24 protein-coding genes are annotated in these 21,994 nt (G+C 62.9%); 8 read left to right on the top strand and 16 right to left on the bottom strand.

Annotation, left to right across the window (positions count from 1 at the left end):
* The first annotated feature begins 179 nt into the window (after nt 1-179).
* The 3 genes from NKJ84_RS00545 to NKJ84_RS00555 all read left to right on the top strand — a co-directional run bounded on the left by NKJ84_RS00545 (nt 180) and on the right by NKJ84_RS00555 (nt 2,098).
* The gene (locus NKJ84_RS00545; protein WP_254816437.1) at nt 180-929 is read left to right on the top strand and encodes a YebC/PmpR family DNA-binding transcriptional regulator; all 750 of its coding nucleotides are present in this window, start codon (nt 180-182) and stop codon (nt 927-929) included.
* 66 nt (nt 930-995) lie between these two features.
* Nucleotides 996-1,790: an RDD family protein gene (locus NKJ84_RS00550; RefSeq protein ID WP_352504928.1), complete on the top strand. Its 795-nt coding sequence runs from the start codon at nt 996-998 to the stop codon at nt 1,788-1,790.
* Entirely contained in the window at nt 1,787-2,098 is a 312-nt protein-coding gene (locus NKJ84_RS00555) for an Rdx family protein (protein WP_352479629.1), read from the top strand. The genes NKJ84_RS00550 and NKJ84_RS00555 overlap by 4 nt, the downstream gene beginning before the upstream one ends.
* Before the next feature lie 25 nt (nt 2,099-2,123).
* Here the strand turns inward: NKJ84_RS00555 and NKJ84_RS00560 are convergent, their stop codons facing one another.
* On the bottom strand, nt 2,124-2,603 hold the full coding sequence (locus NKJ84_RS00560) for an anthrone oxygenase family protein (protein ID WP_254816440.1): 480 nt from the start codon (nt 2,601-2,603) through the stop codon (nt 2,124-2,126).
* A 1-nt stretch (nt 2,604) separates the two neighbouring features.
* Entirely contained in the window at nt 2,605-3,438 is an 834-nt protein-coding gene (locus NKJ84_RS00565; protein WP_352504929.1) for an NAD(P)H-binding protein, read from the bottom strand.
* A 111-nt stretch (nt 3,439-3,549) separates the two neighbouring features.
* On the opposite strand from NKJ84_RS00565, the gene NKJ84_RS00570 reads away from it, so the two are divergent.
* Nucleotides 3,550-4,191 carry a TetR/AcrR family transcriptional regulator gene (locus NKJ84_RS00570; protein WP_352504930.1) on the top strand — a complete coding sequence of 214 codons (642 nt, stop codon included), beginning with the start codon at nt 3,550-3,552 and terminating at the stop codon, nt 4,189-4,191.
* A gap of 267 nt (nt 4,192-4,458) precedes the next feature.
* Here NKJ84_RS00570 and rpmE read toward each other — a convergent pair whose 3' ends face one another.
* Nucleotides 4,459-4,680: a 50S ribosomal protein L31 gene (rpmE, locus tag NKJ84_RS00575; protein WP_006327661.1), complete on the bottom strand. Its 222-nt coding sequence runs from the start codon at nt 4,678-4,680 to the stop codon at nt 4,459-4,461.
* Between the two features lie 205 nt (nt 4,681-4,885).
* On the opposite strand from rpmE, the gene NKJ84_RS00580 reads away from it, so the two are divergent.
* Nucleotides 4,886-6,688, top strand: a complete 1,803-nt coding sequence (locus NKJ84_RS00580; protein WP_352504931.1) for an ABC transporter transmembrane domain-containing protein — start codon at nt 4,886-4,888, stop codon at nt 6,686-6,688.
* Between the two features lie 25 nt (nt 6,689-6,713).
* Here NKJ84_RS00580 and NKJ84_RS00585 read toward each other — a convergent pair whose 3' ends face one another.
* The 10 genes from NKJ84_RS00585 to NKJ84_RS00630 all read right to left on the bottom strand — a co-directional run bounded on the left by NKJ84_RS00585 (nt 6,714) and on the right by NKJ84_RS00630 (nt 16,667).
* Nucleotides 6,714-8,075, bottom strand: coding sequence for a transglutaminase-like domain-containing protein (locus NKJ84_RS00585; RefSeq protein WP_352504932.1), 1,362 nt, complete (start codon nt 8,073-8,075; stop codon nt 6,714-6,716).
* Between the two features lie 43 nt (nt 8,076-8,118).
* Nucleotides 8,119-8,829, bottom strand: coding sequence for a DUF3857 domain-containing protein (locus NKJ84_RS00590; protein WP_352504933.1), 711 nt, complete (start codon nt 8,827-8,829; stop codon nt 8,119-8,121).
* Nucleotides 8,830-8,945: 116 nt separating this feature from the next.
* On the bottom strand, nt 8,946-10,430 hold the full coding sequence (locus NKJ84_RS00595; RefSeq protein WP_352504934.1) for a carboxypeptidase M32: 1,485 nt from the start codon (nt 10,428-10,430) through the stop codon (nt 8,946-8,948).
* Between the two features lie 206 nt (nt 10,431-10,636).
* Nucleotides 10,637-11,032: a hypothetical protein gene (locus NKJ84_RS00600; RefSeq protein ID WP_352504935.1), complete on the bottom strand. Its 396-nt coding sequence runs from the start codon at nt 11,030-11,032 to the stop codon at nt 10,637-10,639.
* Between the two features lie 264 nt (nt 11,033-11,296).
* Nucleotides 11,297-12,328, bottom strand: a complete 1,032-nt coding sequence (locus NKJ84_RS00605; RefSeq protein ID WP_352465687.1) for a peptidoglycan -binding protein — start codon at nt 12,326-12,328, stop codon at nt 11,297-11,299.
* Between the two features lies 1 nt (nt 12,329).
* Complete coding sequence (locus NKJ84_RS00610; protein WP_352476085.1) at nt 12,330-13,355, bottom strand: MotA/TolQ/ExbB proton channel family protein; 1,026 nt, start codon at nt 13,353-13,355, stop codon at nt 12,330-12,332.
* Between the two features lie 115 nt (nt 13,356-13,470).
* A complete protein-coding gene (trhA, locus tag NKJ84_RS00615; protein WP_352504936.1) occupies nt 13,471-14,178 on the bottom strand; it encodes a PAQR family membrane homeostasis protein TrhA in 708 nt (235 codons plus the stop codon).
* A 99-nt stretch (nt 14,179-14,277) separates the two neighbouring features.
* Nucleotides 14,278-15,078: an inositol monophosphatase family protein gene (locus NKJ84_RS00620; RefSeq protein WP_352504937.1), complete on the bottom strand. Its 801-nt coding sequence runs from the start codon at nt 15,076-15,078 to the stop codon at nt 14,278-14,280.
* 25 nt (nt 15,079-15,103) lie between these two features.
* Nucleotides 15,104-15,670 (bottom strand): elongation factor P, encoded by a 567-nt coding sequence (gene efp, locus NKJ84_RS00625; protein WP_254816449.1) that lies wholly within the window; start codon nt 15,668-15,670, stop codon nt 15,104-15,106.
* A gap of 139 nt (nt 15,671-15,809) precedes the next feature.
* On the bottom strand, nt 15,810-16,667 hold the full coding sequence (locus NKJ84_RS00630) for a LysR family transcriptional regulator (protein WP_352504938.1): 858 nt from the start codon (nt 16,665-16,667) through the stop codon (nt 15,810-15,812).
* A gap of 112 nt (nt 16,668-16,779) precedes the next feature.
* On the opposite strand from NKJ84_RS00630, the gene NKJ84_RS00635 reads away from it, so the two are divergent.
* Complete coding sequence (locus NKJ84_RS00635; protein WP_352504939.1) at nt 16,780-17,796, top strand: zinc-dependent alcohol dehydrogenase family protein; 1,017 nt, start codon at nt 16,780-16,782, stop codon at nt 17,794-17,796.
* Between the two features lie 43 nt (nt 17,797-17,839).
* On the opposite strand, the gene NKJ84_RS00640 is transcribed toward NKJ84_RS00635, so the two are convergent.
* The 3 genes from NKJ84_RS00640 to NKJ84_RS00650 all read right to left on the bottom strand — a co-directional run bounded on the left by NKJ84_RS00640 (nt 17,840) and on the right by NKJ84_RS00650 (nt 20,510).
* Entirely contained in the window at nt 17,840-18,871 is a 1,032-nt protein-coding gene (locus tag NKJ84_RS00640; RefSeq protein ID WP_023678013.1) for a tetratricopeptide repeat protein, read from the bottom strand.
* A 1-nt stretch (nt 18,872) separates the two neighbouring features.
* A complete protein-coding gene (locus tag NKJ84_RS00645) occupies nt 18,873-19,520 on the bottom strand; it encodes a thiamine phosphate synthase (RefSeq protein WP_352504940.1) in 648 nt (215 codons plus the stop codon).
* A gap of 105 nt (nt 19,521-19,625) precedes the next feature.
* The gene (locus tag NKJ84_RS00650; RefSeq protein ID WP_352504941.1) at nt 19,626-20,510 is read right to left on the bottom strand and encodes a DMT family transporter; all 885 of its coding nucleotides are present in this window, start codon (nt 20,508-20,510) and stop codon (nt 19,626-19,628) included.
* 133 nt (nt 20,511-20,643) lie between these two features.
* On the opposite strand from NKJ84_RS00650, the gene NKJ84_RS00655 reads away from it, so the two are divergent.
* Both NKJ84_RS00655 and NKJ84_RS00660 read left to right on the top strand, forming a co-directional pair.
* Nucleotides 20,644-21,093, top strand: a complete 450-nt coding sequence (locus tag NKJ84_RS00655; protein ID WP_352504942.1) for an Lrp/AsnC family transcriptional regulator — start codon at nt 20,644-20,646, stop codon at nt 21,091-21,093.
* Between the two features lie 94 nt (nt 21,094-21,187).
* On the top strand, nt 21,188-21,958 hold the full coding sequence (locus tag NKJ84_RS00660; protein ID WP_352504943.1) for a sulfite exporter TauE/SafE family protein: 771 nt from the start codon (nt 21,188-21,190) through the stop codon (nt 21,956-21,958).
* The last annotated feature ends 36 nt before the right edge of the window (nt 21,959-21,994 follow it).

Here is a 21,994-nt window from a genome sequence, read left to right on the forward strand (position 1 = left end):
ATGGCGCGGCTGGACGAATTGAGCCGATTTATCTATAAGCCGGCCATTCCGACAGAGAGCGCCGTACGTCCGTCCGGACGCAGCAGGACGTTCTGAAGTTTTGAATTCGAGCATTTTGCAAGGCGCCGGGTGGTTCACCAGGCCGCAGATGCTCTAGCCGAGAAAACGACAGGGGTGCCATGGCTGGCCATTCACAGTTCAAGAACATCATGCATCGCAAGGGCCGCCAGGATGCGGTGCGATCGAAAATGTTTTCCAAGCTGGCGCGCGAAATCACCGTCGCCGCCAAGAGCGGCACGCCCGATCCATCGATGAACCCGCGCCTGCGCCTTGCGGTGCAGAACGCCAAGGCGGTGTCGATGCCGAAGGACAACATCCAGCGCGCCATCAACAAGGCGTCGATGGGCGATGCCGAGACCTACGAAGCCGTTCGCTACGAGGGTTACGGGCCAGGCGGCGTCGCGCTGATCGTCGAGGTGCTGACCGACAACCGCAACCGCTCGGCGTCGAATGTGCGCGCTGCCTTCACCAAAGCCGGCGGGGCGATGGGCGAGACCGGCTCGGTTTCGTTCATGTGGGACCGCGTCGGCGAGATCTACTATCCGGCATCGGCCGGCAGCGCCGAGAAGGTGATGGACGCAGCGATCGAGGCCGGCGCCGACGATGTCCAGTCGGACGAGGAAGGCCACACGATCTATTGCGCCTTCGAGAATCTCGGCGAAGTGTCGAAGGCGCTGGAAGGCGCACTCGGCGAGGCCGAATCGGTGAAGCCGATCTGGAAGCCGCAGACCAATATCGCGGTCGACGAGGAGCGGGCACAATCGCTGATGAAGCTGGTCGCGACGCTCGAAGACGACGACGACGTGCAGAGCGTCTACGCCAATTTCGAGGTCGACGAGGAGACCTTGGCGAAGCTCAGCGCGGCGTAAGTTGAGAACGCCGCGCATCGACCACGTATCTTTCTTCTAGAGCTGTCAGTTACTGATGGGGGACGGATGACTGACACTGACGAGGCTCGTTTTTCTGACGCGATGTCCTGGCCTCGCCGGGGTGGCATATGGCGCCGGCTGTTCGCTTCGATCATCGACTATCTTATCGTCCTGATACCTCTTTACGGACTTGTAGCGGGTTTGTTTCTGCTAACTGACGGCGGAGTCAAAGGCAGCTTTTGGTTGAACTGGAGACTATGTCAGGCGGCTACGTTAAACGGAGCAAGTGATCCATCATTTGCCCGTTACGATTGGCAGATATGCAGAACGTCGCTGTTCGGTTTGACGGTCGCCGAATGGGCCCTGGGAACGGCTTCGGGCTCACAGTCTGAAGGAAATCCCTCCATCTCATTTGATTTGGATTCGCAGGGCAATATCCGACCGGCAGCATTGGATCTGGGTTTCCTCGAACTGGTCGTTCTCGCGTCTTATCTCCTTGTCATGGAGTTGACCTCTGGCCAGCCAATCGGCAAGCGGTTCGCGGCGCTCATAGTGCATGACCAGGATGACAAAAATAGAATCGGACTGCCCGTACGAAAGGCTGTTCGGCGGCAGGGAATGAAATTTCTCGGCGCTTTGCCCATAATGTTCATGGGAGGGTGGTACACTGTTCAGGCTTGGGGCAGCGCTCCTGGGGTCGCGCAGGACTTCTCCCGGCTGGAGATTGTCGGTGCATACGCCGCGTTGGTCTTGGTTATGGTCTGGCCGATCTGGATCGCAATATCCATAGCTCTTGGCAACGACCCGATACACGATCGATTTGCCGTAACCACAGTTCGCGCAGATGAGACCGAGACATGAACGTGTCAGACAGAGCCCGCGTCCGCATCACCTATTGCACCCAGTGCCTGTGGCTGCTCAGGGCCAGCTGGATGGCGCAGGAGCTGCTGTCGACCTTCGGCACCGATCTGGGCGAAGTGACGCTGGTGCCCGGCACCGGCGGCATCTTCACCATTTCCTGCAATGACACGCTGGTCTGGGACCGCAAGCGGGACGGCGGTTTCCCCGACGCCGCAAAGCTCAAGCAACTGGTTCGCGACGTCATCGATCCGGATCGCGATCTGGGCCATGCCGACCGCAAGGGCGATAAGTCAAAAGACCCTGCCTGAGGCCTTTTACACTTCCGTCCTGCATTCACCGCCAGGCGAAGATGAAGCAGCCCAGCGCCACGATGGCGGTGATGGTGCGGACATGGTTCCACATCACCCAGTCCCTGAGATAAGTGGCCCATACTGCAGCGCCGTTGGCGCTTGTCGGATCGACGGCGGCCAGGGCGTTGTTGAGCGGCACGTTGAACATCATCGTCACGATCGGGTTGCCGACGAGGTAGATCAGGGCGCCGGCGAGGAGCCAGAATGCACCCGGTTGGCTCCAGCCGATAAGAGCGCCGGCGGCAAGGACAAGACAGACCAGCCCGGTGCCGAAAAGCGCGGTCATGAATGCCGGCGTAATCACGGTGATGTTGATCGAATTCATGGCGGCGATGCCGCCTCCGGCAGGCAAGCGGCCGAGCGCCGGCATGATAAAGTTGGAGAAGGCGAAGAAAACGCCGCCGACAACGCCTGAGCCAATGGCAGCGACGAAAGTGAGGGTGGGAAGCAGTTTCATGATCATGTCAGTTGCTCCAGATGCCGGTTGAGGCGGTTTCGGTTGCGTAGGCGGAAAAGTCCTTTGGGGCGCGGCCGAGCACGCGCTCGACGCCGTCTGTCAGCGACTCGTTGCGGCCGTCGAGGACTTCGGTGAACAGCTCGTTGAGCAGCCACGCGAACTCGGCCGGCAACTCATGCTCGGCGATGGCGGCGGTGAACTCGGCGTGTGAAATCCGCTTGAAACGAATGTCGCGGCCGACGGCCCTGCCGATTTCGGCGACCGCGTCGGCGAAGCTCAGCAGCCGCGGCCCGGCCAACTCGTAGAGCTGGCCGATATGGCCCTGCCGGGTTAGTACGGCAAAGGCGGCGTCCGCGATATCGTCGGCATCGACGAATGGCTCACCGACATTGCCGACCGGCAACGCCACCTCGCCCTCGCGCAGGGCATCCACGAGAAACCCCTCACTGAAGTTCTGGGAAAACCAGGCGCAGCGCAGGATCGTCCAATCGGCGCCTGAGGCTTTCAGCATCTCTTCGGCACGTTGCGCTTCCGTTTCGCCGCGCCCCGACAGCAGCACCAGCCGGCGCACACCACACTGCACGGCAAGGCGAGAGAAGACGCCGACCGTGTCGGCCGCGCCGGGCACCGCAAGATCAGGATAGTAGCTGATGTAGACGGCGCCGACACCATCAAGGGCGGGTTCCCAAGTGGCTTTGTTTTCCCAGTCGAAGGGTGGCGTGCCCGAGCGCGAGCCTATCCGTACCGGTAGGCCCCGCGCCGTCAGCCGCTCGGCGAGGCGACGGCCGGTCTTGCCGGTGCCGCCGAGGATCAAAGTTGGTCTCGTTACAGTAGGGTTCATGTCGATTTTCCTCAGTTTGAAATGTGAGTAATCCTCACATTTGCAAAACGTGATAAACCCTCGTATTTTGCGAGTCAAGCCAATTTGTTGATTCTTCGTCGGGAGACAGTGATGGAAGGCTCTGCCGTATCGGATTCACAGGACGGCCAGATCGCATCGCCGCGCCGGGCACCGAGCCAGCAGCGCAGCCGCGAGCGGGTCGAGCGCATGCTGGCCGCCGCCTCGGCGCTGATCGCCGAGCAAGGCAGCGACGCCATGCGCATGGGAGTGGTGGCCGAGAGGGCTGGCGTGTCGATCGGCTCGCTCTACCAGTTCTTCCCGGACAAGCGGGCAATCATCTGGGCGCTGGCCGAGCGCTACACCGCGGAAAGCCAGGCCTGCATTGCCACGGCATTGGCGGAGGTCAGGGACGCCGAAGGCCTGTGGAAGGCGTTTTCGGAACTGGTGGATACCTACTACGGAATGTTCCTGGCGGAGCCGGTGATGCGCGATATCTGGTCGGGCACGCAGGCCGACAAGGCGCTGCGCGAGCTTGAGCTTGCCGACAGCCGGGCCAACGCCGAATTCCTCACTGCGGTGCTGAAAAGGCTGCGGCCGTCTGCCGATCCGGCGGCGCTGGAAGCGACGGCATTTCTCATCTGGCAGCTGGGCGAAGCCGCCATGCGGCTGGCGATCTCGGTCGGGCGAGAAGAAGGCGACAGGCTGGTTGCCGCTTACAAGCGAATGGCGCTGCGCGAGCTGGTGGACGGGTAGGCCGCCGTGCTCGTAGGGACAGGCCGTTAGGTGGTGGCGATCAACTGCGGAAGCGGGGCGCTGGCCCTCATCTGCCTGCCGGCACCTTCTCCTCGTTAGAGACGGGAAGAAGGGGGAACTCCAGCGCCGGCGACCCCTCGCCCCGTTCTTCACGAGGAGAGGGTAAGGGTGAGGGGCAGCGCCAAACCTGAGATGATTGCCGCTGAGGCCCAATCAATAAAAAACCCGCCACGAGGGCGGGTTTCTCGATCAGCGAAACGCCAGTGCTTAGAGGCCGAAACCTTCGAAACGCTTCTTGAACTTCGACAGGCGGCCACCGCGGTCGAGCAGGGTCTGCTGGCCGCCGGTCCAGGCCGGATGAGTGGTCGGGTCGATATCGAGGTTCATCGTATCGCCTTCCTTGCCCCAGGTCGAACGGGTCATGTATTCGGTGCCGTCGGTCATGACGACCTTGATGGTGTGATAGTCGGGATGGATGTCGGTCTTCATGGGTCTGTTCCTGGCTTGCCGGGTGCTGCCGACGGGCTGAAGCCTGCGTCGATGCGCCCCTTTTTAAAACTCGAAGCCGCAGCTATTGAGGAGCCACGGCTTCTAAAACGGTCGGCGAGCCTATACATCAGCCGGAATTGAATCACAAGGCCGCGGCAAGCGCATATTGATGGCGCAAACCTCAAAGGGCCAAAGGAAACGGGTCATGGCGAACATCAGCGGCGATGCAGACGAGCGCAAGCGCTCGCTGAGGCCGCTGCAGCGCCTGTTTCCCTATATCATGCATTACCGCAAAATGGTCATCGGCGCGATCGCCTCGCTGGCCGTCGCGGCGGCGACGACACTGGCGCTGCCGCTGGCCGTGCGGCGGATGATAGATCACGGCTTTTCCGCTTCCGATTCCAGCTTCATTGCCGAATATTTCGCCATGCTGGTGGTGATGGCCGCCGTGCTGGCGGCGGCGTCTGCCAGCCGCTACTATTTCGTCATCACGCTTGGCGAGCGCGTCGTTGCCGATATCCGCCGCGATGTCTTTGCCCACGTCACTACGCTGTCGCCCTCCTTCTTCGATACGGCCCAGTCGGGCGAGATCGTCTCGCGGCTCGCCGCCGACACGACGCAGGTCAAATCGGCCGTCGGTGCCACCGCCTCGGTGGCTTTGCGCAACGTCATCCTTGGCCTCGGCGCCGTGGCGATGATGGTCTTCACCAGCCCAAAACTGTCCGGCCTGGTTATCGCGGCCATTCCGCTAATCGTGCTGCCGCTGGTCGCCTTCGGCCGCTCGGTGCGGCGCAAGTCACGGCTGGCGCAGGATACTCTGGCCAATGCCACCGCCTACGCCAGCGAGCAGATCGGCGCGGTGCGCACCCTGCAGGCCTTCACCAACGAGAAGCTTGTAACCGGGTATTTTTCATCCGCCGTGGAAGCAGCGTTCGAAGCGGCGCGGGCCTCGATCTTTGCCCGCTCCTTTCTCACCTTCTTCGCCATCTTCATGATCTTTTCGTCGGTCGTGGCGGTGCTGTGGTTCGGTTCGCGCGACGTGCTCGACGGCACGCTGTCGCCGGGCACGCTTGGCCAATTCCTGCTCTATTCGGTGTTCGCCGCCGGCGCGCTCGGCGCCCTGTCGGAAGTCTGGGGCGAACTGTCCCAGGCAGCGGGCGCCGCCGAACGGCTGACCGAGATCCTGGCCGAGAAACCCGCGATCCAGGCGCCCGCCGATCCGACGCCGCTGCCGGCAAAGGCGAGAGGCGCGGTCAGCTTCGACGATGTCTCCTTCTCCTATCCGGCCCGGCCCGACCGCGCCGCCGTCCATGGCCTGAGCTTTCAGGTCAAACCCGGTGAGACGGTGGCGATCGTCGGGCCATCCGGCGCCGGCAAGAGCACGGTGTTTTCGCTGCTTCTGCGCTTCTACGATCCGGAGGCCGGCAGGATCGTCATCGACGGGGTCGATCTGCGCGAGGCCGATCCGGCCGCGATCCGCGCGCGCATCGCCATCGTGCCGCAGGACGTCACCATTTTTGCGGCGAGCGCGCGCGACAATATCGGCTTTGGCCGGCCCGGTGCTAGCCAGGCCGAGATCGAGGCGGCGGCGAAGGACGCGCTTGCCGACGAGTTCATCCTGAAGCTCGAAAAAGGCTATGACAGCCAGGTCGGCGAGCGCGGCGTGACGCTGTCGGGCGGCCAGCGCCAGCGCGTGGCGATCGCCCGCGCCATTCTGCGCGATGCGCCGATCCTTCTGCTCGACGAGGCGACCTCGGCACTCGATGCCGAAAGCGAGACGCTGGTGCAGACGGCGCTGGACCGGCTGATGCAGGGCCGCACCACGATCGTCATCGCCCATCGGCTAGCAACCGTGCTGAAGGCCGATCGCATCCTGGTCATGGATGGCGGCCGCATCGTCGAGGAAGGCACGCATCAGAGCCTGGTCGCCAAGGGCGGCATCTATGCGCGGCTGGCCAAGCTGCAGTTCGATACCGGTGCGAATGCTTTCAGGGGCGCGGCCGAGTAGGTCTGCCCGCGACGGCCGGGATTCTTCAGCTACCGAAAGCTCGGCGTTTGCCGCGTCGATAGGCGATGAAGAGGGGAACGCCGACAAGCAACGACAACAAAAGCATGCTGGCGACCGTCTGTCGCTGCTCCTTTGCCGGATCGCTGAGCGGCACATCGGCAGGCGGCTCTTCATAGGTAAAATCGTACTGCCAGCGAATTTGGTCTGCGACCTCATCGACGGTTTTCAGATAGTCGGCAATCGCCTTCGCCGGCACTTCGCTTGCCAGCGTCTGAAAGTTCCATTCAACTTGAAACTCGGTGGGCGTGTTGGACCAGGACGCCTTGAGAGACAGGTAGGGCGTCACGACGTTTTTCATCGATTCGCCGGAAAACCTCGCCTTGACGTTGCGCACGGTCACCTTGTGGCGGCGGTAGAACTGGGAGCCGAGGGAGACGGGCCCGGTTCGGTCGACGATTGTCGGGGTTGGAAGAGAGTTGTTGCCGAGATCGGCCGCGCGGATCGGGAAATTCTTTGCCAGATCGTTGGCCGCCAGCGCCTCCGCCGGCAAGCGATAACTTTCCTTCACACTCACTATGTTGCCGTCGCGGCGATCCACGATTTCCGGCTTGGCGATGGTTTGGATGCCCGGATATTGCTTGTTGTAGTATTTCAGGTAGGCGTCTGACACCTCGCTCAGCGACCGGCTGGCGAAATTGCCGCGCATCCAATCGGCATCGGCGTCCTCATATGTCGAGAAGACCGTCAGCACCAAGGGATCGCCCGGTTTGCGCGGAAAGTCGAATTCCTCGGCGATCTGGATCGATGGGCTGGTGAGCACAGGGCTCGGCATCTTCTCCAACCCGCCGGTGCTGGAAAGCGGCAGCGCGAAGCCGTAGTCCGGCTGTGCGAGATTGTGCGCCCTGCCGCCCTGAAGATAGTTCGTGGCGTCCAGCCAATATGTCTTTGCTCCGATCCTTGCCTTGACTATGGCATGGTCGAAATCGCGGAGCGCCGGCAGATGCTGGTCCAGGGCCCGTCCCTCGTCGAGATCGGCCAAGGCGACCTCGGCAGCAATGCCAAGCCGCACAAGCGACGAAACCAGCAGCAGGGCCTTGTCCTTGCAGTCACCGAACCCGCTCAGGATGACCGTCGCGGGATCACGCGGAACGTAGGAACCGGCACCCATCGACAGGCTTACATAGCGGATCTGGTCCTGCACCAACCGCGTTGCCTCGACCATTCGGTCCTCCGGCGCCGGATGCCGCAGAGCGATGTCATCGAGCTTTGCGGCAAAAGCCGGGGGGAAAACGGTCGCTGGCTTGTAATAGGGCGCAACGGCATCGACCACACTTTGCCAATTCGCGGTAGACGCGACATCGATGGAGCCCCAGCCTGGATAGGTCACGGGCAGGTTGTCCTCGACATTGACCGGTTTCGGGTTTGGAATTTCATAGATAAGTGGTGTCCGGCCCAGTCGGGGAGATTGAGGGCTTAAGTCGGGTTCCCCTTGTCTTGATCTGGAGCGGCTGGCCCGAAGGCCAAATGATGCTTGTGCGGAGAAGCGCTACCGGCTCTTCCCATTCGGTGGAGAAATTCTTGAAGAAAAGGTCCTTGCCGACCAGCGGTGTTACTTCGTAGGTCGACCCGTAATCGACGATGTCGCCGGCACGCACGTCATCGATGTTGACATGTGCAGTCAGCCAGCCGTCGAAGACGCCTTTCTCGGCGTCTCTTTCCCTGCGGAAGATGTCGAATTCGACGCCTTCCAGCCGGTCCAGAACGGCGCCATCGCGGATGATGTGAAGATGGTTGAGCGTGACCTTGTGCCGGGACGGATCGAACTGCAGATCGATACTCGCGCCACGATCCAGGCCGGGACGGTCGACGATCTTATAGACGGTGCGCGAGTACTCGACATAGCCGCCGGCGCGATGCTTGATCTGGTCGTCCGAGAGCAGCCATGAAACGCCATTCTTGATTTGATCCGATCGGGCGGGATCGGCAGCCGGAATATCAAGCTGCTTTACCCAGCTTTCTGCCGGACCCTTGAAAACCATGTCGTCGGACATGGCCGGAGAACTCAGACCGATCAATAAGATGAAAAATACCAAGCGGGGCCAGAAAGACTTCACCCTATGAAAACTGTAACAGGCAGACATCTACGCTCGCCCAACTTGGAAGAACTCCTTTTTCAGAGGCTTTCCCACCAAAGTAAAGGCCAGTTTCGCGGATTTCCGCGGTCACCGCGGCAAGAGCCGGGAATAGACGGAGCGGCTCACTTCCCGTACCGCTTCTTCAGGTGATTGGTGAAATGCACGGCATTGAGCTTTTCGCCGGTGGCGCGTTGGAGCAGTTCCGGCGTCGACCAGCGCGAGCCTTGCGACCAGATCCTTTTGCGGCGCCAGTCGTTGATCGCGGCGAAATCGCCCTTGGCGAGGTCTTCGTCGGCTGAAGGATGATCTCTGGTCAACGCCGCCCATTGCTGTGCCGCCATCATGGCGCCGAGCGTGTAGGAGGGGAAATAGCCGAAGGCGGCACCCGGCCAGTGGACGTCCTGCATCGGACCATCAGCCGGATTGTCTGATGTCGACAGGCCGAGATAATCGCGCATTTTGGCATCCCAGGCCTCGGGCAGGTCTGCTGCTTCCAGCCGTCCCGAGACAAGCTCCTGCTCCAGCTCGTAGCGCAGGATGACGTGCAGCGGATAGGTGACCTCGTCGGCATCGACACGGATCAGGCCGCGCTCGACCCGGTGCACATGCGGCAGGATGTCGTCGATCGTCCAGATCTCACCAAGGTGTCTTTCGAGCACCGGCAGCGCCCAGCGCCAGAATTCTGGATTGCGGCCGATCTGCTTTTCGACGAACAGGCTCTGGCTTTCATGCACCGCCATGCCGCGCGCTTTGCCAAGCGGCCAGTGCGCCCACGCCTTCGGCAGGTTCTGCTCGTACAGCGCATGGCCGGTCTCGTGCAGCACGCCCATCAGCGCCGACAGGAAATCCGAGGTCTTGTAGCGGGTGGTGATGCGCACGTCGCTCGGCACCCCGCCGCAGAAAGGATGGTGCGAAACCGACAGCGAGCCGTGGGTGAGGTCGAAGCCGACTGCCGCCATCATGGCGAGGCCGAGCTCGCGCTGCTTGTCCAAGGGGTAGCTGCCGGAAAGTGGCTTCAGCGGATGTTTCGCCAGCCGCTCTTCCTGCACGGCCAGTGCCTCCGGTACGAAGCCTTTCAGGAAGGCTTTCAACTCGGCAAACACAGGCGTGATGTCGGCGGTGCGATTGCCCGGGTCATATTGCTCCATCAGCGCGTCGTAAGGCTCGAGCCCGAGTACCTCGGCGCGAAGTGCCGCCTCCTCGCGGACTAGCGCCACGACGCCTTCCAGCGCCGGCAGGAAGCCGGCCCAGTCGTTCTTGGCGCGCAGGTCGCGCCAGAGCTGCTCGGAGCGCATGCGCGCGGTCGTCTGGCGCTCGACGAACTCGACCGGCAGGCAGGTCAGGTTGGTGTATTGCCGGCGGAATTCCCTGACCGCGGCCTGCTGCTCTTCGTTCAGCGCTTCCTGCTCGGCCGCCGCGATCCAATCGGCAATCTCCGGCGCAGTCGCCCGGGCATGGTGCATGCCGGCAAGCGCCGACATTGCCTCCGCGCGCTTCTCGCCGCCGCCGACCGCCATATGGGTCGCTTCATCGGCGCCGAGGATGGCAAGGGCGTGTTCCAGTGCTTCGAGCTTGTGGCCGAGGTCGTCGAGTTTTTGAAAGGACATTGTGGGTTCCGCTGATTTGACGGCGAGAAAAGATATCAATGCAAAACTGTTGGCAACCCCGAAAGCCGCCCGCGACCGACGCCGTGCCGGCAGTGCTGGCGCTGATTGCGCAGGCGTTGGGCTAGCGCATGATTCCCTGAACCGAAAGCTGGACAAGGATCATGCGCAAAAATCAATTGCCACAGCGCCGGGCGCTGCGGCCGGTTTCAGCCGCCTGGATAGGTTGGGCCATAGCCGTTCGGATAGTATCCGCCATCGGCGCCGTTGCCGATGAGGAAGGCACTGCCGGTATCAGCGCGCACCTTTTGGCTGACATCGTCGAGCTGCGCCAGCAACTGCTGATCTTGCGTGCTCGGCATCGTTCCCTCGCGTGCGGCCCACTCGGCGGCCCGGTCGAGTTGAGCGACCTGCGTGCGCAAGTCACGCGCCTCGCCCGGCTCGAGCTTGTTCGCCTGGATGGCGCCCTGGATACCTGTCTCCACGCTCTGGATCTGATTGATCAAGGCCGTCTCGCGTGGGCCGGCGTAAGCGCCGGCAAACGGAACGAGGAGAAGTGTGGCGAGCGCAGCGGTCCTAAAATTCCTGGGAGCGAAGAAGCGCATGGTTGCGTCTCCTTTACTGCGGAAGGCGGTGGTTGGGAGGGGCCCTGCCTTCCGGCCGCGGGCCGTCAGGTTCCGTCGCGTCGCGATGAGCGGTTCTACCGCCGGCGGTTCTCGGCCCATGACCAAGGCTAAAAGGCCACGGCGGCAAAATGTAATTAAAAAAGGTAATTTTTTCAGCTCTTGCCGCTGCCGCACCAGTGCACTAAATGCCGCCGACTTGAGCCGGCTCGCCCTGGCGCATGATATAAGCCAAAGGCTTGCAGATCACCGCTCGGTCAGCTTCAGCTCGATACGGCGGTTTTTGTTGCGCGCCTCTTCGGTATCGGCGGGGTCGAGCGGCTGGAATTCGCCGAAGCCGGCCGCGACCAGCCGGTTGGCCGGCACGCCGTTCTCGATCAGGAACTTGACCACCGAGGTCGAGCGCGCCGTCGACAATTCCCAATTGTCGCGGTAGCGGCCGGTGCCGGAGAGCGGCTTGTTGTCGGTGTGGCCATCGACGCGCAGCACCCAGTTGATCTCCGGCGGGATTTCCTTTTGCAATTCGATGATGGCATCGGCAAGCTTCTTCATCTCGACCTTGCCGGCATCGTTGATCACTTCGGAGCCGGTCGGGAAAAGCACTTCCGACTGGAAGACGAAGCGGTCGCCGACGATACGGATGTTCTCGCGGTCGGCGAGAATTTCACGCAAGCGGCCGAAGAAATCGGACCGGTAGCGGTTCAGCTCCTGCACGCGTTGCGCCAGTGCGACGTTGAGGCGGCGGCCGAGATCGGCGATCTTGGTGTTGGATTCGCGGTCGCGCGTTTCGGACACGTCGAGCGCTTGTTCGAGCGCTGCGATCTGCTTGCGCAGCGCCGAAATCTGCTGGTTGAGGATCTCGACCTGGCTCAGCGCCTGCTGGCTGATCTGGCGCTGGCTGTCGAGCTCGCCGGAAAGGGCCGTTGCGCGCTGGTTGGCGGCATCGCCGGCACCGGCGCCTTGCGCCAGCAATTGCTCGAGCCGGCTTTTTTCGGCCTCCGATGCGGATAGCGATGCCTGCAAATTGGCAAGGGTGTCTTCCTTGTCCTGTGTCGTCGAGCGCTCCAGCGCCAGAAGCTGGGTCAACTCATTGATCTGCGAGTTGAGGCGGTTGAGCACCGTGTCCTTGCCGGAGATCTCGCGGCCGAGCAGGAATTGCGCCAAAACGAAAACCGTGAGCAGGAACATGATCGCCAACAGCAGCGTCGACAGCGCATCGACGAAGCCCGGCCAGTAATCGATGCGGCGGTCGGAGCGCCGGCCTCGCGCCAACGCCACGTCAATGCACTCCAGGCTTCTTCAAGGCGTCGGCGATCTTCTCCAGGGTGTTGCGCATCGCCTTCTGCTCGTCGGACTGGGCCTCGACCCAGTCGCGCATGATCTGCTGTTCCGAGCGCATGTTCTTGACCAGGCCGGAAATGCCGTCGGCGAGATTGGCCATGGCAGTGGCCACGCGCGGATTGGAGCCGCCGCCATTTTCCTGCAGAGTGCGCAGCTTTTCCGACAACAGCCGGATTTCCTCGGAGGGTTCGGTCCTCGCCGCGTCGGCAACGACGATGTCGGAGGACAGGTCGGTGACCGAGGACAGCCAGTTTTCGAGTTCGGTATAGAAGCGCGTCTGGGCGCGGCCGGCCTGCAGGTCGAGGAAGCCGAGCACCAGCGAGCCGGAGAGGCCAAACAGCGAGGACGAGAAGGCGGTGCCCATGCCGGCCAACGGCGCGGAAAGTCCCTGCTTCAGGGATTCGAGCACGGCGGCGGCATCGCCGGTGCCGGGATCGAGCGACTCGATGGTTTCGCGGATCGAGCCAATCGTATTGAGCAGGCCCCAGAAGGTGCCGAGCAGGCCGAGGAACACCAGCAGTCCGACAAGGTAGCGCGACGTGTCGCGGCTTTCGTCGAGGCGGGTGGCGATCGAATCCAGCATGGTGCGCATCGAACTGGTTGAGAAGGCAATCGTCGAGGAGCGGCCGATCATCGCCTTCATCGGCGCCAGCAGCACCGGCTCGGTTGTCTCGGAACCGGCGCGGAACGAGTTGACCCAGCGCACCTCGCGGAACAGCCGGCCGACCTGGACGAAGGCCAGCAGGATGCCGACCGCCAGCACGCCGATGATCAGGCCGTTGAGACCGGGATTGGTGACGAAGGCGGTCGAGATCTGGCGCGTCAGGATGGCGGCGATAAAGGCCACGATGAACAGAAAGATCACCATGGTCAGCAGAAACACCTGCGGACTCGACAATTTGTGCGGATCGTAGATCAGAACGTCGGAGCGCCTGCCCATGCCGAAGGATCTGAGAAGAGTCATCCGTGCCCCGTTTCCGATGCCGTCGCCGCCGATCAATTTGTGTTTGCGACTCTAAACGGAATTGTGACGAAATTGAATGGCGCTTGGCAATATTGCCACTGTCCGCGACCGGAGGTCAAAGCCGGTTGATGACCAGGCAGTCGACCATGGCGGCCAGATGCAGGCCGGCGCCGGTGACGACAAAGCCATGCCACAGCGCATTGTGGAAGCGCAGGCCCTTCCAGGCGAAGAAGATCACGCCGCAGGAGTAGACGATGCCGCCGGCAACGATGAGCGCGATCGATGTCGCCGGCAGCGTCCGCACGAGCGGCTCCACCAGAACGAGACCGCTCCAGCCGATGGCTAGATAGAAGACGATCGCCAGCCGATCGAAACGGCCGGGAAGAAAGACCTTGATGGCGATGCCGACCGCCGCGGCGGTCCAGACCAGGAGGATCGTCGAAACGGCCAGCGGCGAGCCGCCGAGCTGGGCCAGGAAAGGCGTGTAGGTGGCAGCGATCAACAGGTAGATCGCGGCATGGTCGAAGCGCCGCAATATCCATTTTGCCGGCGACGACACCGGCCAGACATTGTAGGCCAGCGAAATCGACAGCACGGTGAGCAGCGAGACCACATAGAATGCGGCGGCGACATATTCGCCGGGGCCGGTTCGATAGGCGGCCAGTGCCAGCAGCGTCGAGCCCGCAGCGATCGCCAGCACGATGCCCACGGCGTGGACAATACCGTCGGCGATGATCTCGGCGCGCGAGTAATGCCAGCGCCCCATGAAGGGAATGTCGAGCTGGGAGAATTCGCTCTGGGATTTGGGCCGGCTGTTCGTCATCGATGATCCTGCGTCGCCTTATCTGGGCGGCCGCGGGCGAGTATTTCAAGCTTTGGTTGCGGTTTTGCGACTGCGGCGCTTCAGCGCGGCGCGCCTCTATCAGCTGGCTGAGAGTGGCCTTTTTATGGTCTTCAACAGCGCGCGCTGGATGAGTTCGTTGCCGGCAACCAGCGAACCGGCGTTCAGCACGTCCTGTCCCCCGGCGAAATCGGAGACGAAACCGCCCGCCTCGCGGATCAGCAAGATGCCGGCGGCGACATCCCAGGCCGACAGGCCGGTTTCCCAGAACCCGTCCATGCGGCCGGCGGCGACGTAGGCGAGATCGAGCGAGGCGGAGCCGAGACGGCGGACGCCAGAAACCTCGGCCATGACATTGCGCAACTCGATGAGGAAATTGCCGTGCTGGCCACGCCCGAGATGCGGCATGCCGCAGCCGATCACCGCATCGACCAGCTTGGTACGGCCGGCGACGCGCAGCCGGCGGTCGTTCATGAAAGCGCCGCCGCCGCGCTCGGCGGTATAGAGCTCATCCATCGCCGGATTGTAGACGACCCCGGCGACGATCTGGCCCTGGCGCTCCAGCGCGATTGAAACGGCAAAGAGCGGAATGCCGTGCAGGAAATTGGTGGTGCCGTCGAGCGGGTCGACGATCCAGCGGTGCTGGCCGTCGTCGCCCTCGATCACGCCGCGTTCCTCCATCAGGAAGGCGTAGCCGGGCCGCGCCTTCGACAGTTCGGCAAAGACGATGTCTTCGGCCTTGCGGTCGGCCTGGCTGACATAGTCGCCTGGCCCCTTCATCGAGACCTGCAGGTTCTGCACTTCGCCGAAGTCACGCGACAGGGAGCGGCCGGCCTTCATTGCGGCCTGGACCATGACATTGAGGATCGCGGAACGCGCCATTGTGTTTCTTCCTGCTGCCCGCGCTTTAGTCGGCGCGGCGCACGTAAGTGATTTCGTTGGTATCGACGATGATGCGCTCGCCCGAGCCGATGAACGGCGGCACCAGCACGCGGATGCCGTTTTCGAGTATCGCCGGCTTGTAGGACGAGGCTGCCGTCTGGCCCTTCACCACCGGGTCGGCCTCGGTGATGGTCAACGTGACATAGTCGGGCAGCGAAATGCCGATCGGCCTTTCGTCATAGAGCTGGACCGTGACCATCATGCCGTCCTGCAGGAAGGCGGCGCGATCGCCGACGAACTCCTTTTGCAGTTCGAGCTGCTCATAGCTTTCGGTGTCCATGAACACCAGCGCGTCGCCCTGTTCGTAGAGGAAAGAAAAATCCTTTAGATCGAGCCGGATCTGCTCGACCGTTTCGGCCGAACGGAAGCGCTCGTTGAGCTTGGTGCCGTTGATCAGGTTCTTGAGCTCGACCTGGTTGTAGGCGCCGCCCTTGCCGGGCTTGACGGTGTTGGTCCTGACCGCCACCCAAAGGCCGCCATCATGCTCGATGACATTGCCGGGACGGATTTCGTTGCCATTGATCTTGGCCATGGTGAGGTGATCCGGAAATGAGATGATCGCCGCAAAGGGCAATTTGGCGCCTCCAAGACCACAAATCGCCAGCAGAGGCAAGGAGCGCCTTTCAGGTGAAGCGGGAACGAAGCTGGCCCGGCAACGCGGCGCGGCAGCCTCAGTCCGTCCCGACGGTTGCGGTGACCGCCTCGGTCACCGCGTCGGCAACCTTTCTCAAAAGATGCAGGTGCGGCGAACGTAGGACGACAATTCGCAGCGACAGCTCGAGGCCGGGAGCGTCGACCAGGGCAATACCCTGCGGCAGCTTTTCCCGCAGCAGCCGCCTGGGCAGCAGGCCAAGGCCTTGGCCTCGACGAACCCAGTCGATCTGCAGCACGCTGTCCTGAATCTCGGCGCCGACGATCAACCTGTGGCCGCCCTCGGCAAGGGCAGCCGCCAGCCGCCGGCGCGCGTCGCAAGGTTCAGGGCTGAGGACCCAGGGCATGGTCTTGACGCCAGCTTGCCGGCCGGTGTTTTCGGCAGCGATGATGCCGAGGGGCTCGGTTCCGACAACACCGTCGCCGGCTTTGGAATTGCTGCCGTCCAGGATGAAGGCGAGGTCGAGCTGTCCGCGCTTGTGCTGGTCGGCCAGCTCAAGACTCCAGCCGCTCTTCAGCCGCAGCGAGACCTTCGGAAACCGCGCCACGGCATCAGCGATAGCGGCGGCCACAGCTTTGTCGCAAAGTCCATGCGCGAGGCCGAGCCGCAGCAGGCCCTCCGGTTCGTCGCCCTTGGCGAATGATCTCAGCGCGTCGACCGCGGCGAGAATGTCCTTGCCGCGTGCCAGCACTTCTACGCCGGCCGGGGTCAGTCGCGACGGTTTCAGCCGGCGGTCGAGCAATTCCGTGCCGAGCATTTCCTCCAGCCGCTGGATCTGGCGGGTGACGGCCGGCTGCGTCAATGGCAGGCGTCGAGCCACCTTCTGAATCGAACCCTCCTCGGCAAAGAGGGCCAGTGTTTTCAATTCTTCAAGCACGATACACCAGAACATGTCATAGAAGCATAATTATTCTGAACATTATGAATTTGAAATCCGATGGGTTGCAAGCGATTTTCCTCCGGCAGGACCCAGCGGGAAAGGGACGACGATGAAAGCGATCGAATTGCGGAGCCCGGGCGGCTTCGAGAACCTCAAAATGGTCGAGCGGCCGATGCCTGGACCAGGGCGTCAGGAGATGATTGTGAAAGTCAAGGCCACGGCGCTGAACTACCGCGATGCCGAGATCGTCCGCGGCAGCTATCACACGAAGTTTGCATTGCCGCTGGTGCCGCTGTCGGACGGCGTCGGCGAAGTCGTTGCCATCGGCGCCGAGGTCAGCCGGTTCAAGATCGGCGACCGGGTCTGCGGCACCTTCTGGCAACGCTGGGTCGGTGGCAGTTTCGCGATGGCTGAGCCCTCCTACCAACGCGGCGGCCCAATCGACGGGCTGCTCAGCGAATTTGCCCGGCTCGACGAACAGGCGGCGGTGCTGGCGCCGGCCAATCTGAGCGACCTCGAAGCAGCGACGCTGCCATGCGCCGGCGTGACGGCATGGCACGCGCTGTTTACGGAGGGCAGCGTCAAACCCGGCGACACCGTGCTTTGCCTCGGCACCGGCGGCGTTTCGCTGTTTGCGGTGCAGTTCGCGGCCGCTGCCGGGGCGCGCGTCATCGTGACGTCGAGCAGCGACGAGAAGCTTGCGCGGGCAAAGCAACTTGGCGCGCAGGATGGCGTGAACTATCGCAGCATCCCCGATTGGGCATCGGCCGTGCTGGGATTGACCGATGGCCGCGGCGCCGACCATATCATCGAGGTTGGCGGACCGCAGAGTTTTGCACAATCCCTGAGGGCAGCGGCGCGCGGCGCCCAGATCAACGTCATCGGCTATCTCGGCGGCAGTGACGGCGCCATCAACCCGCTCGACATCTTCCGCCGGCAGGTCCGGGCGCGAGGCATACCGGTGGGCTCACGCGAATCCTTCGAGGCGATGAACCGCGCCATTGTCGTCAACCGGTTGAGACCGGTGATCGACCGGGTTGTGCCGTGGAGCCAGGCCGCCGAAGCCTTTCGGTACCTTGAACACGGCTCGCCCTTCGGCAAGGTCGTGCTCGATCATACGCAGTGAGCCCGCCTGACGAGCCCGGGTGCGATGAGTCGCGAGATCGCGATCAGGGCAGGCGGTTGGCCCGTTGCAGCGCCTGCTGTGTCTGCTCGTCGGTCAGGCCCTGCAGGAAATCGTCCATTTCTTGGTCGATGAGCCCGGCGCGGCGGGCGACAACATACCAGGCGCCGGCTAGGATCAGATCCGGATCGGTGCCGATGCCGTTCATGTAGAGCTTGGCGAGACGGTTCTGGGCAGCGACATTGCCGCCTTCTGCGGCCTGCTTCATCCAGTTGAAGCCGGATTTCAGGTCGCGTGCGCCGCCGCGCCCCTCGATCATCCAGGTGGCGAGATCGATCTGTGCGGTGTCATAGTTCTGCCGCGCGGCCTGTGCCAGCAGGCCGCGGGCGCGGACATCGTCGCGCGGCTTGCCGCCGGCGCCGTTGGCGTAGACCTGTGCCATCGCATATTGTGCGTCGGCAAGCCCGGTCGCGGCAGCGCGCTCGTAATAGGATACGGCTTTGGCAATACCGGCATCGCCGGGCTCCTGCTCGACCATCAGCTGCGCAAAATTGAACTGCGCCAGGCGGTTGCCGGCCTCGGCGGCGGCCTGCATCAGCGCATAGGCTTCCTTTTCGTCCTTTTTGACGTAGCGGCCGTCGAGCAGCATCAGCGCATACTGGAATTGCGATTCCGGCACGCCCTGCTCGGCGGCAAGCGCATACCACTTCGCCGCCCCAGCCGCGTCGACCGGCACGCCGAGGCCGCGCGACAGTATCTCGGCCACCAGCGTCTGTGCCGCCGGATCGCCGTTTTGAGCACGGGACAGCGCAAGATTGTAGGCCGTCTTGTAGAGCCCGCGCTGAAAGGCGCCGTAGGCGGCGTCGGACGGCTTTGCGCCGAAGCGGTCGGGGTTGATGGTATCGGCCGACGGCAACGGGGCGGTCGTGGCGGGCTGCGGCAATTGTGCGGCGATCGGCTTATCGGCAGGTTCGCTGGAATCCGGCCTGGGCTGCGGTAGCGGAACGGGTTCCGCCGCTATCGCCTGCGTCACGGCCGTTGCAAGAAAGGCGCTGAAAAGGATTTTCCGCGAGAGCACGTCAGTCCTCGAAGCGCGGCGCGGTTTCGTCGAGCAGCGCGTTGGCGGCGGCAACCGCCGTCTTCGGATCGGCGCCGTCGGCGAAGACGGCGCTGGACAGCGCAACGAATTCGGCACCGGTGGCGGCGACCGCTTCCACCGAGGCAAGATCGGATCCGGCCATGACGATGCAAGGGATCTGGATCACGTCCGCCCACCATTGCCCCAGCGACAGGTTGCGCGGGTGCGGCTCCGGCTTGTTGTCGTAACCGAAGCGGCCGAAGAAGATGTAATCAGGCCTGAGCTCGCCGAGTTCCAGCGCATCATCGCGGGTCTTGGCGCCGCCGGTGCCGACCATCATCCTGGCCTGGAAATGTTCGATCGTTTCGGCGAGCTCGTCCTTGCCGACCTCGACATGAATGCCGTCGGCCTGGACGCGGCCGGCGATGCGGGTGTCGCCGGCAATGATGACGGCAATGCCGGCCGCTTGCGCCACCGGCACGATCTGCTCGGCAAAGGCCTGGAAGGCGGCCTCGTCCATACCGTTTTCCGGCAGGATAAGCGAGGCGACGTCACCGCCGTCGAAGGCCGCGGCGATGCGCTCGGCCGGCACGTTTGGCGGCGCGATCAGCACGATACGGCAGCGGTTGGGCGGCGTTGCGTCATTCATTGGTGTTCGGTCCCGGTTATCGCCTATGCCGGGCGAAGATGGTTGCATTGCGGCATAGAGCAAAGTGCGGGAGTTGAACAGGCGGCAGGGGGTCGCTTGCGGGCTCTAGGCTGGCACTTTCGATTTCCACAGCGACCAGCCGAGGTTCATGCCGGCGGCGGCGACCAGGATGGCGGCGGCGCCGACGATCTGCGCCGGCTGCAGACGATGACCGAAAGCGACCACGTCGACGAGGATGGCGACGACGGGATAGATGAAGGACAGCGATCCCTGCAGATGCGTCGGCAGCTTCTGGATGGCGCCGTACATGAGGATGTACATCAGGCCGGTATGGACGATGCCGAGCGTCGCCAGCATGCCCCAGCTCCGCGCGTCGGCGGGAAGGTGGGTGAGATTGGCGAAGGGTGCCAGCATGACGACGCCGACACAGACCTGGATCAAGGCGATCAGGTGCGGCGGCGTGCCTTTGAGTTTCTTGGTGACGATAGCCGCAACGGCCCAGAAGAAAGCCGCGGCCAGCGCCATCGCAATGCCGGCAAAGTAATCCGTACCATGATCGCCTGCATCGGGCGCGGCCTGCACGATCAGCAGCATGCCGGCGAAGGCAATGCCGAGCCAGGTCAGCTTGGTCATCGTCAGCCGTTCAGAGAAGAAGAGCGCGCCAAAACCCACCAGCATGAAGGGCTGCGTGTTGTAGACAGCCGTGGCGATCGAGATCGAGGCACGCGAAAACGCGCTGAACAGCAGCAGCCAGTTGATAACGATGGCAGCACCGCCGAGAGCCGCGATGGCTACAATGCGAAGCGACAGCCTGCCGCGCAGCAGTCCCAGCGCCGCGCAGATAATCAGCAGCGTTACCGCCCCGAAAGCACAGCGCCAGAACACCACGTCCATGATGGGCTGGCCGGAAAGGACGACGAACCAGCCGATCGTGCCGAGGATCGCCATCGCCGCCGTCATTTCGATCGTGCCGCGTACCGTGTTGTCCATGGATGCTCCCGAACCTTTGTTGAGATTTTATAATCCCACAGCGGATCGGGTCTTTCCATGACTTGTAGCCGGTGATATGCAGGACGAGCCTCATTAAATTAGGTAAACATCGCTCTTTTCCTGGAATTGTAAAATGCTGGACGAGCTCGATAGAAAGCTCCTCGATATCCTGGTCAAAGATTCACGGACCTCGCTGAAGGAACTGGCGCTGCAGGTCGGGTTGTCGTCGCCAAGCGTTTCGGAGCGGCTTCGACGGCTAGAGGATCGCGGCGTCATCCGCGCGTTCACCATCGACATCGATCCGCAGGCGCTCGGCTACGCCTTGCAGGCGATCGTTCGCGTCCGGCCATTGCCGGGCAAGCTGCACATCGTCCAGAAGCTGATCGAGGAAATCCCCGAATTCGGCGAATGCGACAAGGTGACGGGCGATGACTGCTTCGTTGCGCGGCTGTTCGTCCGCTCGATCGGCGAGCTCGATGGGATTCTCGACCGCATCGCCGACAAGGCCGAAACCAGCACCGCGATCATCAAGGCGCAGCCGATCCGGAGACGCCCGCCGCCGCTCGACATGCCAAACATGTGACGGGTTTCGGTGGCGTGGCCCACATATTTGCGGTCGCGGTCTGGCCATTTCTGGTCTATTCCAGAGATCACTTCCCTCCAGCCTCCTTTCCCTCATGTCAGGCCTGCTCGTCGATCCCTGGTTCTATGCCGCGGCCATTCCGGCCGTCATCCTCGTCGGCCTGTCGAAAGGCGGCTTCGGCGGCGCCGTCGGCTTTGTCGGCGTGCCATTGATGGCGCTGACGATGCCGCCGGTTCAGGCTGCCGCTATCCTTCTGCCAATTCTGTGCCTGATGGACATTGTCTCGGTGTGGACATGGTGGGGCATCTTCGACCGCAAGATGCTGGCCGACATGATGCCGGGCGCCGTGATCGGCATTGCCCTTGGCTGGCTGACGGCGGCCTTGGTCACCGAAGAGATGGTAAGGCTGATCGTCGGCGCGGTTGCCCTGATCTTCGTGCTGCGCTGGCTCTATTTGCAACTCCGCCACGGTGCCGGCCACGCGGCGGAGCCCAACCGCGTCGCCGCCGGCCTCTGGGGTACCGTTGCCGGGTTCACCAGCTTCGTCGCCCATGTCGGCGGCCCGCCTTTTCAGGTCTATGCGCTGCCGATCAGGCTCGATCCGAAGGTGCTGTCGGGCACCGCGGCGATCTTCTTCGCCGTCACCAATGCGCTGAAGCTCATCCCCTATTTCGCGCTCGGCCAGTTCGACACCACCAATTTGACCGCGTCGGCGGTGCTGATGCCGCTGGCGCCGCTGTCGACAATCGCCGGCGCCTGGCTGGTGCGGCGGATGCGGCCGGAGTTGTTCTATCCCTTCACCTATGCGACCGTGGCGGTCGTCGCGGTTAAGCTTCTGTGGGACGGCATCGCCGGCCTCCTGTAAGACGGCGGCCCCAGTCGGCCGCCGTCGGATTCCTTA

It is taken from the genome of Mesorhizobium sp. M0048 (assembly GCF_040323405.1).
Lineage (GTDB): Bacteria > Pseudomonadota > Alphaproteobacteria > Rhizobiales > Rhizobiaceae > Mesorhizobium.